Origin of the sequence: Pectinatus brassicae (assembly GCF_014201835.1) — a bacterium.
GTDB lineage: Bacteria > Bacillota > Negativicutes > Selenomonadales > Selenomonadaceae > Pectinatus > Pectinatus brassicae.
In genome coordinates, this window is record NZ_JACHFH010000050.1 from 1 (window position 1) to 12,647 (window position 12,647).

The following is a 12,647-nucleotide window of genomic DNA, read 5'->3' on the forward strand; positions in this document are numbered from 1 at the left end:
TTACGTTAAATTATTGAACCGCCGTATACCGAACGGTACGTACGGTGGTGTGAGAGGTCGCTAAATAAACTAATTATTTAGCTCCTACTCGATTGAATGAATATAATTTTTTTATGATAAGCATTCTTAAATGGTGTCATTAGATTTTTAAACCATTTAACATAGCCAACGTTTCCATTAGTATCTTGCAAACTTTTTAGTAATATATTATTTTTTTCATCAGGTGTCTGGTTGCCTAATTCAGCCATAAAACGCTTTTTATATTCAGCATATTTCCATGATAATAATTTATCTTTTACAGTATCTCCCTTAATATCAACATCCAATTTATAGTCGGTTTGCTGTTTGTTTTGTGTAAGCGGCGATTTTGCTTTTAATATACTATTAGGTGAACTTAAAGCTTTTCCGGCAATACTAAAGATACTTCCCTGACTTCTATTTATTATCGACATTAAAAAACACTCCTTTGTTAAAAAACACATAATGTATTTCGTGTTGTGCTAGTTAATAAACTAGTGTGTCCTTAAAGCCGGCCCTGCACGGTGTGTACTGTATTTCTAAAGTGCTAAAGCACTAAGAACTACAGCATAGGGAAGGTGGCTTGACGAAGTCAAGTCGGAAGGGTTAACCCCTCAGGCAGCTTTGCTGCCAGCTCCCCTACAGGGGAGCCTTTCAGGCATCTAAATTTCAATTAGCACAATGCGAATAATGTACTATATATATTTCAAGAATATATCATTATACCCTCTTTTTTCAGATTATTGTAATTATTTATAAAAAGTTGTATCATAAGTGTAAATATTTTAATAATAGCAAGGCAGTGTGGTATAACCATGATGGTAAAAAATACAACAAATGCTATAATTAACACCAATAAAAGTCCGAATATTGGTAAAACTAATAAGACGGGATCATTGCCAGTAAGCAGAGAGATTAATGCACCAGCATACAATGTAGAAATTAAGATGCAAAAACGTTTGGAAAATTTATTAAAAGATCCTGATTTTGTAAAAAATATCGAAAAAAGTGTTAAGGATATTGATATGTCCACAGTTGGTATTGAACGCAAACCAGATACTCTAAATGAAGATGCATGTCGTGAAACTATGATTAATGGTGATGATAATGCGGCCTTATCATTTCGTAATGGTCGTGAAATACCCAGTAAATTAAAACCGGAAGCTAAAGAAGCATTGGAAAGATACTATAATGCGGCTGATAATATTGCTAAGGGTGGGAAAAAAGTCTTTAAAGAATATAATCTTGAATATGCCGCTATAGCAGCTTTTTCAACTAATGAATTAGCTGATGAACGAGCACAAGCCACTATAAGTGCGGGCAATTATTCTAAGGAAGATTATCAAAAAATAAAAGATATGGCCAAGGAATTGCAGGATAAAGCAGGTGTATATGTTGCGATTGATACTAGTTTAAGTACATTGCCTTTGATTACTACTGAGGGAAATTGGCAAAAAAAATTATATGAAAACACGGATTTTTCATATAATAGTATTGAATTTAGTTATAATAATACACTACTAACATTAGGCGGCAATAGATTAAATTTTATGGCTGATAATAAAGATGCTGAATCTATATGGATTAATCTTGCTCGTGGTAATTATAAAAATGATAATGAAGTTATAGATGCATTACAAGAAAATGGTTATCAGCAAATTGCTGATGACTATAAAAATAAAATATATATTAGTGGAGCGGACTATGATAAAAAAGATGGAGAATTATGGAAAGCAACGGTAGGCTATACGCCAGGGACTGGGGATACCAGTAAATATAATGATTTGCGCAAAGAATTGTTTGGCAGTGATGAAATTTCTTTTGATTATACCAAAGCCGAGCTTGATAAAGCCTATAAAAATGCACCAGCAGAATATGAAAAATTAAAAAAATATCCTATGGATAGAGAATATATAAAATCAGATGATGACAGCAGTAATTCTGCCGATAAACGAGTGCAGGCACTAAGAAAAAGAATAGCTGCTATTAATAAACAAATACATGAAATAAAAGCTACTGACTTAAATCAGGAAAGCAAAACAGAAACAATTAATAATTTAGAAAAAAATATCCAAAATTTACAGCAGCAGATAAATGATATTTTAGAAGATGAATTAAAAAAATTGCAAAATAAATTACATTAATAAATATCAGCATATACAATGATTATGTTCTATTTTACAGATAGAAATATTTTTTTATAACAAGGGAGTGTAATAAAGCCATGAAGGTAAACAATGCAACAAATGCTATAAAAACTACTAATCCAGTAGCAAGTTCTGCTAGTAATAAAACAAATACTACAAATGATAAAACAGAAACTTCTCCAGCCTATCTATTAGATTTAACACCTAGAACATTATCTGATGACGAGATGCAAAAATTAAACGATGAGATTAAGAGTTTTCTAAAAACGCATAAGATTACAGAATCAAAAGATTCTAAAAATATTAATACTGATACGGTTATAATGAATGGCGTTACTTGTAAAATAGGATTTATGCATTCTATAGATTCTTTTGGTGTTGGCAAAAGTAGTGCTTATATATATGCTGCTTTATCATACATTGCTAATGAAAATCCTCAAACAAATTTAGCATTAGATCCTAGTGTTAATCCTATTGATGGTAAAGCTTATCAAGAAATTAAGGCATTGTTTGAAGGAACTAATACCGATAAAGAGCATTATAATAAATTATTTGCTAAATCAACTGAAGATGAGTTTAATACGGCAAAAGTTAACTTTGATTATACAAATAGAATGAATCAATTTTTAAAAGATATGGATAAGGTTACTGGTAAATCAGTAATAGGTAATATAAATAGCTTTTCTCATAAATCAATAGATAAGGGGGATTATTCTGTAGCTTTTTCCTATAATAATAATCTTGTAACACTTAGTAATCAGTTAGTTGATTTTATGAGTAATAACCGCCAAGATGATGATATTTGGAAAAACGTTATTAATGGTAAATATCATAATATGAATGAGGTCGTAAGTGCATTAGATAAGAAAGGTGATAAAACAGCTGCACAAACCATGCAAAATAATTTAAATAGTAATCTTGATCCAGAAATAGCAAGTACTGGTTTTAAAAATAATTATCTAGAAAATATCTGGAATCTTTTAAAAGCTGCTGGCTATAAAGGATAATAAAATTATTTAAAGGATGCTGTTAAATATTAAAAAAGCTCATAGATAATTTGTTGCTAACATGGAGCGATAATATATCATTAGGCAAAATTATTTATGAGCTATAGTTTGTGTTATAAAATTTTTTCAGTAACAGATATTATTTGCAAAACATAAGTATAAGACCGCCTAAAACCGGCATAAATACCATAAAGTATTTTAAAATAGGAGCAGGAACTAAGCGGGTGAATTTAGCCCCAATAAATGAGCCCAGCATCAGTCCAAATAAAGTTTTTACAAATAAATATAAATCAATATGACCAGCCATTAAATAGCCAAGTCCGCCAAAGACAGAAATTGGGATTATCACGAGCATTGTTGTGCCGACAGCTTTATAAAGCGGCAGACCAAAAATCAGTAATAAGCTGAGCTGAATAAAAGCCGCGGCACCGATACCAAAGGCACCGGATAAAGTGCCATTTATAATTCCAATAATAAAAGCTAAGGGCCAAAAATAATGTTGAGAAAAACTGGCAGTTACACTAAATTTATGTATAGCATCGGGATAAAATAATTTTATATATAATAATAAGGCCGAAATAAGCATCATCAGCGCGGTAAGTATTTGTAAGTTGTTAGATGGTATGTAATTGGATATATGGGCACCGAGAAAGGCACCTAAGGCACCACCGATACCCACAGCACAGCCCGTTTTTAAATTTATATTGCCCTCGCGCAGATGACTTATTGCTCCAGAGAAGGTTGTAAACATCATTGTAGACAGGGCAACGCCTAAAGCACTATGGATAGGGACATTAAAGCCAACGGTCAGCAGGGTTATGGCAACACCAGCACCACCGGCTCCAACAAAGCCGATAGTTAGGCCTAAAATGAGCATAGCGGCAAAAATCATAGTATTCCTTCTTTACAATAGTAGTTGAAAATATAAATATTTAGGGTATAATGAACAATCAAAAGGAGGAGCGTTATGGATAAATTAGTAGAAACAAGAGTGCATGATTATTATTGGCAGGATGATTTTCCCTGTCTTATAACCAGTTTAAAGATTTTAGGCGAAAAATTCAATATTAAAATTGACGATTTAGTGCCATCACTTATAGGGTTAAATGCTGGACGCAATCGTACACAATGTGGTTTAGTACAAGGTCCATTATTGTTTATTGGCCGCTATGGTGAGGTGAAACATATGAGACAGCAGCAGGTGATAGACTGCTGTCATAAATATATAGATTGTTTTACTAATGAATTTGGCGATATCGAATGCCGTGTTTTACGACCAAATGGATTCCAAGCTGCTGATCCGCCGCATTTATGTGAAAATTTGACAAAAAAAGCAGTGGAATATGCCGCTCAATTTATGCAGGATAATTTACCTGGTATTGCTGAAAAGTGAGTAGAATTATATATTATAAAAAACCAAAGTCTATATAGCAGGCTTTGGTTTTTATTTTATTGCTAATATATTGCATTCAATTTATTTAGGAAAAACACGCCACGGATTTTTTTCACCGGCAGCTTCAAGCAGGCAGCCTTTTAGGCTGGAATAAACCATGTCATGAACATCATTATCGGTATAAAAGGCCATATGCGGTGTTACTATCACATTAGGATAATTGCGCAAAATAGCCAAATGTCGGTTAGTAAGCGGCTGTGATTTTAAATCATTGTAGTATAAGCCAAATTCATCTTCGACAACATCAAGACCGGCAGCCCCTATTTTGCCATTTTCAATGGCGTTGATTAAGGCGTCTGAATCGATAAGTCCGCCGCGGGCAGTATTTACAATGATAACTTTATCTTTCATTTTGGCAATTGTTTGCGCATTTATCATATGGTGATTTTCTTCAGTAAGGGGAGCATGCAGACTGATGATATCGCTTTGGGCAATAAGCTCATCAAATTCGACATAACGAGCATATTTTTTTACTTCATCAGATTGATATTTGTCAAAAACCAGAATAGGATTGCCAAATCCGGATAAATGTTTAATTACTGTTTGTCCGATACGACCAGCACCGATGATACCGACAGTTAATTTTGGCAATTCGCGGCCCTGCAAGCCTGGCAGGGAGAAATCCTGAATAGCAGCACGCTCCATGATACGTTTCATATTACGTGCAGCCATCATCATAAGCATTATAGCATAGTCGGCTACACCGTTAGTAGGATAAGAGGCATTACAGATATGCATATTATATTTTTGGGCAGCTTTTAAATCGATATGGTCAAAGCCGATGGAACGGGTCGATATTACTTTGATACCGATATCATGCAGCTCTTTCATCAAGGAATCATCAATAAGGGTGGTAAGAATGCTTATTGCCGTACAGCCTTTTGCTAAATGAAAATTATCTTTCGTTATATTTTCACGGCATATAATAAGTTCAATATTAAGTTCCTGACTAATACGGGTAAAATATTCGGCTTCATCAAAATCGCGATAACTAAAGACACATATTTTTTCTTTGGACATGCATGTCACTCCTTAAAATGTATATATTATTTATAGGCTGTCCTTGCTTATATCTATCCAGGCAGCGGCCTTAGAATATTTTTCCAGCTCATCGATGGTAAGCTCAATAGCACTATTAGAGGAACCACAGGCGGGAAAAACAGTGGAAAAACGTTGTAATGATTTATCAAGATATATTTTTACGCCGGTATTTACAGCGAATGGACAGACTCCGCCAATGCGATGCCCGGTAAGCGGTTCTACTTCCTCGGCTTTTAACATCGAGAATTTTTTACCAAAATATTGTTTGTATTTTTTACTGTCAATTTTTTTATCGCCGGAAATGACAATTAAAACAGCATTGTCGTTGAGTTTGGCGGAAATGGTTTTGGCAATACGTCCTTCGGCACAGTTGGCAGCTTTGGCGGCTTCAGCTGTAGTAGCACTGGATACAGGGAATTCTATGATGGAATTTTCGCACTGGAATTGTGCTAAATATGTTTTTACTTTAGCAATAGACATAAAATACCTCGCCTTCTGTTTATACTGACCATTATAGTGCGCAGTTCTTTGAGTGTAAAGCTTATAGTCAGATGACGAGTTTAAGAATAAAGGCTGTAATTATTATAGAGTCAATATAAATGTTTTTATGATATTGTATAATGCGGAGTAAATATTCCCTATGCTATAATGGAAACAATAAATAAAGTTGATAAAGGGAGAAAATAAATGGCAGATGAAAGATTAATAGCAGCTTTAGATGTGCGAACATTATCAGAAGCAAAGGCATTAGTAGAAAAATTAGGCGATAGCGTAGGCTTTTATAAAGTGGGTATGGAGTTGTTTTATGCTGTTGGGCCGCAGATAATTACATATTTAAAAGAACAAAATAAAAAAATATTTCTTGATTTAAAACTGCATGATATACCTAATACTGTAGCTGAAGGTTTAGTTTCTTTGATGAAACTTGGTGTAGATATATTTAATGTGCATGCTTCTGGTGGTTTTACCATGATGCAGAAAGCAGTAACGCGTGTGCATGAAGAAGCGGCTAAAATGGGAATAAATCCACCTAAATTAATAGCAATAACAATATTGACCAGTACTAATGATGAGGACTGGCAGGGGCTTGGGATGGCGATGCCGATACATGAACAGGTGGTTCGTTTGGCAAAACTTACGCAAAAAGCAGGTCTTGATGGAGTGGTAGCTTCTGCCAGAGAAGCACAAATGATACGTGAAGCTTGTGGTAATGATTTTATGATAGTAACACCTGGCGTACGTCCAGCGGGTGCTTCAGCTGATGATCAAAGTCGCATTACTACACCAGCGCAGGCATTGCAAAATGGTGCCAGTCAGCTGGTTATTGGACGTCCTATTTATGCAGCGGACAATCCTAAAGCATCGGCAGATAATATATTAGAAGAAATAAAAAATATAAAATAACAGGGGTAATAAAGTGATTATATTAGCATCAGCTTCACCGCGCCGTAAAGAATTATTGGAACAAATTGGCTGTACATTTAATTGTGAAACATCAAATGCCGAAGAAGTAAAAACAGGTATTCCTCAAGAAGTAGTAATGGCAAATGCCCTGATAAAAGCAAAGGATATTGCCGCAAAGCATAAAGACACCTTAGTTATAGGTGCCGATACTGTAGTAGCATTGGATGATGCGGTCTACGGCAAACCCAAAGATACAGAAGATGCATTTTCTATGCTTAAAACATTATCGGGTAAAAGACATTTTGTATATACCGGGCTGGCGTTGGTATATAATGATAAAGTTTGGCAGGATTTCGCAGTGACTCAGGTCGATATGGCAGATATGTCAGATGTCGAAATAAAAGCCTATATAAAAACAGGCGAACCGATGGATAAAGCAGGTTCTTATGCAGTGCAGGGAAAAATTGCGATCTTTATTAAAGCATTAAGCGGCTCCTATTCCAATGTAGTTGGACTTCCACTGCATAAATTGTATCAATTAGCACAAAAAGCAGGTTTTTCACTTTTAAATATATAAATTATAAAAAACTATGTTTAGGTGAATCATTGAGGGGGTAATTTATGCGTTATTGGTATAAGATACATAAATGGGTAAGTCTTATATGTGCAATTTTTTTCTTGTTATTATGCATTACTGGACTGCCGCTTTTATTTAAGCAGGAAATCAGCAATTATAATTCACTGCAAAATACCGAAAAAGTTCAGAGAACGGCTAGTTATGCTGAACTTTGGTCAGCGGTAAATGCGGGAGAAAGACTTATACAACAGCAATATCCGCATAAAATTATCAAAGCAATAACAGCTGAACCTAGTGAAGGACGGATACTCTTTCGGTTAGCCGGTCGTGATGATAAAGAAAATGGTGCGGGACTTCATTTAGGCATGGGCAGCCAAATAGCATATTATCCACAGGATAATATGCTATTTGATTGGAACAGTGAGAAAGTAAAATACGCTGCTTTAGCAGATTTTATGCATGAAATGCATGTATGGCATATAAGAATGGGCTTAGGGAAAGATGCCATGCTGTTTTTAGGCTTTATGTGTTTTTTGAGTTTGATTTGTCTTATTTCAGGTCTGTTTATTTATAAAGCATTTATGAAAAGAACATATTTTGCCGAAATAGATAAAAGAAATTCACTATCTAAATATTTTGGCTGGCATAAATTTTTGGGAATTATTTCAGCAACGTGGGCAGCTCTATTATGCTTTAGCGGTATAATGATAGTATTATTTGCCTTTGGTTATAATGCATATATGCACACAGCTAGTATGGCAGCAGTCAATAGTTTGTCCGGCACAGCAAAATATAATGGCAGCTTTTCGCAGGCATTTGTTTTTATGCAGCAAAAATATCCGCAAAGAAATATTTTGGCGGTGGAATTTCCTGATAGAAAAAATAATAATCAGTATATTTTTTCTATCACTGATAAGGAATTTTCAGCATCAAGGTTAAAAGCGCAGTTGGCTTTTGTAGGCGAAGATACCAAGGGGCAGCTGCAAAGCTTTACTGAGCCGATGCCGCTATATTTATCGTTAGCTGGGAAATTAATGGATTTGCATTTATATAATCATAATAATATTGTACTTAAAATAATTTGGGCAGTACTGGATATAATTACGATAATTGTTATTTTGACGGGCATTATTGGTTGGGGTAAAAAGAAGTTTTCCTTAGTTGCAGGAAATGCTGATTTTTCGGCATTTTCGCTGGGGGTATTATCTAAACGTATGATTTGGCAGATACCGCTGATAGTGATGGGATTAAGCCTGCTGGCAATGTTGCTGCCTTTGCCGGTATTTGGGCGCTGGGGGACAGTAGTAGCGATTGTGTTGTGGGATATAGTTTTTCTTATAGGCATATATCATTATTTGCGTAATAGATAAATGACAAAAATTACTGTCAATGGTATAATCTAGTACAAACATATATAGGAGAGATAATTTAATGACTGAGCAAGAAGTAAAAGAATTATTGATAAAAACAAGTGCGATAATGGAAGGCCATTTTTTATTGACATCAGGTCTGCACAGCCCGATGTATGTGGAAAAATTTAATGTACTGCAGCATCCGCAGTATACAGAAAAACTTTGTCAGGAATTGGCAAAAAGATTTGCTGATAAAAACATTCAGACCGTAGTTGGTCCAATGACTGGCGGTATCTTGTTGGCGCATGAAGTAGGTAAATCATTAGGAACACGTGCTATTTTTACGGAACGTGTTAATGGTAAGATGGCTTTTCGTCGTGGTTTTTCTTTGGCAAAAGGCGAAAGAGTATTGATTGTTGAAGATATTGTTACTACAGGCGGCTCGGTAAAAGAAGTTATCGATGTGGTAAAAAGTGAAGGCGCAATTCCGGTTGGTGTTGGTTTATTGGTTGATAGAAGTGGTGGTAAAGCCAGCTTTGGCGATGTACCACATGAAGCTTTATTAAAGCTTGATGTACAGACTTATAAGCCGGAAGAATGTCCGCTTTGCCAGGATAATGTGCCAATGACAAAACGTGGTAGTACTGGTAAATAATCAAGTGGTGATATTGTGAAAGATGAAGTAAAAGAGCAAATCACAGCTGAAATTGAAGCTTGGGAATATATGAAAAATCTGCCGCAAGAGTGGCATGGTTTTACTTTTGCTAAGCTTATGCATGAGCATGGTGATATGCTCGATTTATATAGTTATGAAAATGCAGCTTTGCGGCGCAGCATAACAATTTATTATCATGATGAAACTAAAGAATATAAGCTGCGTATGCGTACTGGTCTTACGGAATTTTGTGTTATTGAATATATTTATGCTAAGCTTAACGATTTTGAAGATATACTGCAAAAACGCTGTGAAAATCTGTTGATTGCTATGGCGCAGTTTAATGCTGAACATATAACTTCAATAGTGCATGATAAGAAGATAATGCAGTGGGATTATCATAAACTTGTACCGGAAACATTAGAAGGATTCAGCTTGTTTATAAGTCCAGATAAACCAGTGCGGGGGATAAATGGCTCGTATATTATATTTGATTATAGTGATTTTCCTAATCAAAGTAATTTTATAATATACTATAATGTTTTTCGCGATGAATTTTTTGGTGAAAGCCGTATTTTTAATATACCGGAAGTAAGCTATGCATTTGATGCTCATGAGCTCCAAGAACTTATTGGTAAATTGGAACTAAAGCTTGTATCTCATATGCAAAGTCTGCGTGAACGCATAAATAAGGGAAAATAATATAAAACTAAAAGGCCTAAACAGTTGAAACTCATACTGTTTAGGCCTTTTTAAGCAATGAGAGAATTGCTTATTTTTCTACGGCATTTAAAGCATTTAAAACTTTTTGTGCCATTCCATTCATTTTTCCTGTTGGAACAGAGCAGACAGCAATACGTACGCCGGCCTTTAGTGGAACACCAAAGATAAGGTCATCGTGCATTTTGTTGCAGACAGCAGCTGAATCTTTAGCTGGAATGGATAGGAAGAAACCAGCTTTATAAGGCAAGGCATTAAGGCCGCAGGTTTTGGCTTCATCCATAAAGATGGCACCGCGCTTACGGGTTATTTGATAAAGGGCATCACGCTGGCTTTCGAATTCTTTTTGCAGGGTTTTGTCTTTATTGATAGCAACGAGCAATGCCATGGCACCATGATTGATGTTGGACCAGGTAGCACGGCTGGTATATTTATTTATATCGGCAAATTCAGTAATTACTTCTTTAGAGGATGATAAACCAATCATGGAACCGCAGCGCTGGCCATAAACAGTGTAGCCTTTAGACATGCTAAAGGTGAATACTGTTAGTATGTTAGCGGGTAAATTGGAGAATTTTTCCATGAATTTACGGGTAGCATTTTTTTCACCAGCAAAATCAATGTAAGCGATATCAACCATAATGGTGATTTTTTTGCCAGGCGTTTTAGCATGCTTTTGGCAGACATCAAGTACATTTGTCCAGTCATCATCACTTAAACTATAGCCGGTAGGATTATGCGCGGGTGTATTGATGATAATAAGCAGTGAATCCTGCTTGGCAATTAGTTCATCAACTTTTTGCGCAAAAGCAGTGATATTGAAATTTTGTTTTTCGTCAAAAAGCGGATAAGTTACGAGTTTGCGGCCAACTTCACGACAAAGCATATTGTATGTACCCCAGAACCAATCAGAAGTAAGGACGCTGTCGCCAACTTCGGTATAGTTCCAAATGGTGTGATGGATTCCGCCGGTACCGCCAGCGGTAGCAACTGCAGCTGTATAGCCGTCTGGTCTATGATCGCCAAAAGTAAGCTCGGTGGTCATATCGAGATATTCAGGAACACCGGAGATTGGTGCATACGAAATAAGATCATTAATTGGCAGTGTACGTAAAACTTTTTCCACAACAGGAATACAGGCTAATTTGCCTTCGTCGTCCATTATTGCGCCAATTGTAGCGTTAGTTACTTTTTCGCTACCATATTTGGCAACAGCTTCTTTACAAGCAGCACTTGCACCAAAAATAACATCTTTAGCAATTTTGCCTACGGAATGAGAAGCCGCCATACTTGCAGTCAAGATAATTCCCCCTAAAATTCTTTTATTTAATGCGTGGCAGTAATAAATATATGCTTAAGCATTAAAAATAAATTACTACTAGATACGAATATAATAACTTCTTGATAAAATTTTATATTCCTGCAAATAATTAAGTGTATTCATGTATACATTAATAAAATTAAATAATCTTGACAGATATTAAAATTTAAGCGCTGTATAATATTGTATTTTTCACATTGGATTTATATTATGCTATAATTATTAAGTTAAAGTTATCGTTATAAAATAAAAGAACTTTATTGAAAGATATGAGGATTATGGAACAAAAAAATTTTACTTTATATAGTGATTCAGCGGAAAAAACACAGCAGCTAGGACGAGCTTTAGCGCAAGTAGGAAAGCAGGGGGTAGTTATATGTTTACAAGGGGATTTAGGTGCGGGCAAGACTACGCTGACCCAGGGACTTGCTGCTGAGCTCCACTGTGAAAATGCCTCCAGCCCTACATTTAATTTAATGAATGTTTATAAGGGTGATATTACCGTATATCATTTTGACTTATATCGTTTAGAAGCGGAAGATGAATTATATGATATTGGTTTTTATGAATATGCGCAGGAAGATGGCGACATAATAATAATTGAATGGCCGGATAAATTTATTGATGCCTTGCCGGAAGACAATTTATATATTGAAATAAGTGCTTCGCAGGAAATACAAAGAGAGATAAAAATAAAATTAAATGGGCAGAAATATCAGCCGATTTATGAGGAGTTGAAACAAATATGCCAGTCCTGGCAATAGATGCAGCAACAATGGTTTCAAGTGCTGCGGTAGCAACAGAAGAAAGACTGCTGTCAGAAGTTACAATGCAGCTAAAAAAGCCGCAATCAGAGGTTTTGATTAAATGGGAGCCGCACACTCGTGACTTTAGTCGTGAGTTAGGCGACCAAACTAGTCAGTATGTATAGAAATATGCATATAGAGATTGG

General features: G+C 35.5%; 15 protein-coding genes. 10 read left to right on the forward strand and 5 right to left on the reverse strand.

All coding sequences use genetic code 11. The annotated features are described in order from the left end of the window. Positions 1–77 precede the first annotated feature (77 nt). Positions 78–452 carry a hypothetical protein gene (locus HNR32_RS12760; RefSeq protein WP_183863264.1) on the reverse strand — a complete coding sequence of 125 codons (375 nt, stop codon included), beginning with the start codon at positions 450–452 and terminating at the stop codon, positions 78–80. A 381-nt stretch (positions 453–833) separates the two neighbouring features. Here HNR32_RS12760 and HNR32_RS12765 point away from each other — a divergent pair, with 381 nt between their 5' ends. Both HNR32_RS12765 and HNR32_RS12770 read left to right on the forward strand, forming a co-directional pair. Beyond that, on the forward strand, positions 834–2,162 hold the full coding sequence (locus HNR32_RS12765; RefSeq protein WP_183863266.1) for a hypothetical protein: 1,329 nt from the start codon (positions 834–836) through the stop codon (positions 2,160–2,162). A gap of 80 nt (positions 2,163–2,242) precedes the next feature. Further along, the gene (locus HNR32_RS12770) at positions 2,243–3,172 is read left to right on the forward strand and encodes a hypothetical protein (protein WP_183863268.1); all 930 of its coding nucleotides are present in this window, start codon (positions 2,243–2,245) and stop codon (positions 3,170–3,172) included. 139 nt (positions 3,173–3,311) lie between these two features. Here HNR32_RS12770 and HNR32_RS12775 read toward each other — a convergent pair whose 3' ends face one another. Next, on the reverse strand, positions 3,312–4,064 hold the full coding sequence (locus HNR32_RS12775) for a sulfite exporter TauE/SafE family protein (RefSeq protein WP_183863270.1): 753 nt from the start codon (positions 4,062–4,064) through the stop codon (positions 3,312–3,314). Between the two features lie 75 nt (positions 4,065–4,139). On the opposite strand from HNR32_RS12775, the gene HNR32_RS12780 reads away from it, so the two are divergent. Then, entirely contained in the window at positions 4,140–4,565 is a 426-nt protein-coding gene (locus HNR32_RS12780; RefSeq protein ID WP_183863272.1) for a C-GCAxxG-C-C family protein, read from the forward strand. 81 nt (positions 4,566–4,646) lie between these two features. Here HNR32_RS12780 and HNR32_RS12785 read toward each other — a convergent pair whose 3' ends face one another. Next, a complete protein-coding gene (locus tag HNR32_RS12785; RefSeq protein WP_183863274.1) occupies positions 4,647–5,645 on the reverse strand; it encodes a D-isomer specific 2-hydroxyacid dehydrogenase family protein in 999 nt (332 codons plus the stop codon). Positions 5,646–5,675: 30 nt separating this feature from the next. Further along, positions 5,676–6,146: a YbaK/EbsC family protein gene (locus HNR32_RS12790; protein ID WP_183863276.1), complete on the reverse strand. Its 471-nt coding sequence runs from the start codon at positions 6,144–6,146 to the stop codon at positions 5,676–5,678. Between the two features lie 207 nt (positions 6,147–6,353). Between HNR32_RS12790 and pyrF the strand changes: the two genes are divergently transcribed. The 5 genes from pyrF (at position 6,354) to HNR32_RS12815 (ending at position 10,356) form a co-directional block, all read left to right on the forward strand. Beyond that, complete coding sequence (gene pyrF, locus HNR32_RS12795; RefSeq protein ID WP_183863277.1) at positions 6,354–7,070, forward strand: orotidine-5'-phosphate decarboxylase; 717 nt, start codon at positions 6,354–6,356, stop codon at positions 7,068–7,070. A gap of 13 nt (positions 7,071–7,083) precedes the next feature. Next, entirely contained in the window at positions 7,084–7,647 is a 564-nt protein-coding gene (locus HNR32_RS12800; RefSeq protein ID WP_183863279.1) for a Maf family protein, read from the forward strand. A gap of 44 nt (positions 7,648–7,691) precedes the next feature. Next, positions 7,692–9,017: a PepSY-associated TM helix domain-containing protein gene (locus HNR32_RS12805; RefSeq protein WP_183863281.1), complete on the forward strand. Its 1,326-nt coding sequence runs from the start codon at positions 7,692–7,694 to the stop codon at positions 9,015–9,017. Positions 9,018–9,078: 61 nt separating this feature from the next. Then, positions 9,079–9,654 carry an orotate phosphoribosyltransferase gene (gene pyrE, locus HNR32_RS12810; protein ID WP_183863283.1) on the forward strand — a complete coding sequence of 192 codons (576 nt, stop codon included), beginning with the start codon at positions 9,079–9,081 and terminating at the stop codon, positions 9,652–9,654. A gap of 15 nt (positions 9,655–9,669) precedes the next feature. After that, positions 9,670–10,356: a hypothetical protein gene (locus HNR32_RS12815; RefSeq protein WP_183863285.1), complete on the forward strand. Its 687-nt coding sequence runs from the start codon at positions 9,670–9,672 to the stop codon at positions 10,354–10,356. 70 nt (positions 10,357–10,426) lie between these two features. On the opposite strand, the gene HNR32_RS12820 is transcribed toward HNR32_RS12815, so the two are convergent. After that, entirely contained in the window at positions 10,427–11,674 is a 1,248-nt protein-coding gene (locus tag HNR32_RS12820) for a pyridoxal phosphate-dependent aminotransferase (RefSeq protein ID WP_231038137.1), read from the reverse strand. A 299-nt stretch (positions 11,675–11,973) separates the two neighbouring features. Between HNR32_RS12820 and tsaE the strand changes: the two genes are divergently transcribed. Together tsaE and HNR32_RS12830 are read left to right on the forward strand one after the other, a co-directional pair. After that, complete coding sequence (tsaE, locus tag HNR32_RS12825; protein WP_183863287.1) at positions 11,974–12,459, forward strand: tRNA (adenosine(37)-N6)-threonylcarbamoyltransferase complex ATPase subunit type 1 TsaE; 486 nt, start codon at positions 11,974–11,976, stop codon at positions 12,457–12,459. After that, positions 12,441–12,626, forward strand: coding sequence for a hypothetical protein (locus HNR32_RS12830; protein ID WP_183863289.1), 186 nt, complete (start codon positions 12,441–12,443; stop codon positions 12,624–12,626). Before tsaE ends, HNR32_RS12830 begins: the two co-directional genes overlap by 19 nt. The last annotated feature ends 21 nt before the right edge of the window (positions 12,627–12,647 follow it).

Excerpts from the sequence above, each read along its gene's own strand:
- HNR32_RS12760 (WP_183863264.1), bottom strand. The coding sequence starts at position 452 with ATGTCGATAATAAATAGAAGTCAGGGAAGTATCTTTAGTATTGCCGGA.
- HNR32_RS12765 (WP_183863266.1), top strand. The coding sequence starts at position 834 with ATGATGGTAAAAAATACAACAAATGCTATAATTAACACCAATAAAAGT.
- HNR32_RS12770 (WP_183863268.1), top strand. The coding sequence starts at position 2,243 with ATGAAGGTAAACAATGCAACAAATGCTATAAAAACTACTAATCCAGTA.
- HNR32_RS12775 (WP_183863270.1), bottom strand. The coding sequence starts at position 4,064 with ATGATTTTTGCCGCTATGCTCATTTTAGGCCTAACTATCGGCTTTGTT.
- HNR32_RS12780 (WP_183863272.1), top strand. The coding sequence starts at position 4,140 with ATGGATAAATTAGTAGAAACAAGAGTGCATGATTATTATTGGCAGGAT.
- HNR32_RS12785 (WP_183863274.1), bottom strand. The coding sequence starts at position 5,645 with ATGTCCAAAGAAAAAATATGTGTCTTTAGTTATCGCGATTTTGATGAA.
- HNR32_RS12790 (WP_183863276.1), bottom strand. The coding sequence starts at position 6,146 with ATGTCTATTGCTAAAGTAAAAACATATTTAGCACAATTCCAGTGCGAA.
- pyrF (WP_183863277.1), top strand. The coding sequence starts at position 6,354 with ATGGCAGATGAAAGATTAATAGCAGCTTTAGATGTGCGAACATTATCA.
- HNR32_RS12805 (WP_183863281.1), top strand. The coding sequence starts at position 7,692 with ATGCGTTATTGGTATAAGATACATAAATGGGTAAGTCTTATATGTGCA.
- pyrE (WP_183863283.1), top strand. The coding sequence starts at position 9,079 with ATGACTGAGCAAGAAGTAAAAGAATTATTGATAAAAACAAGTGCGATA.
- tsaE (WP_183863287.1), top strand. The coding sequence starts at position 11,974 with ATGGAACAAAAAAATTTTACTTTATATAGTGATTCAGCGGAAAAAACA.
- HNR32_RS12830 (WP_183863289.1), top strand. The coding sequence starts at position 12,441 with ATGCCAGTCCTGGCAATAGATGCAGCAACAATGGTTTCAAGTGCTGCG.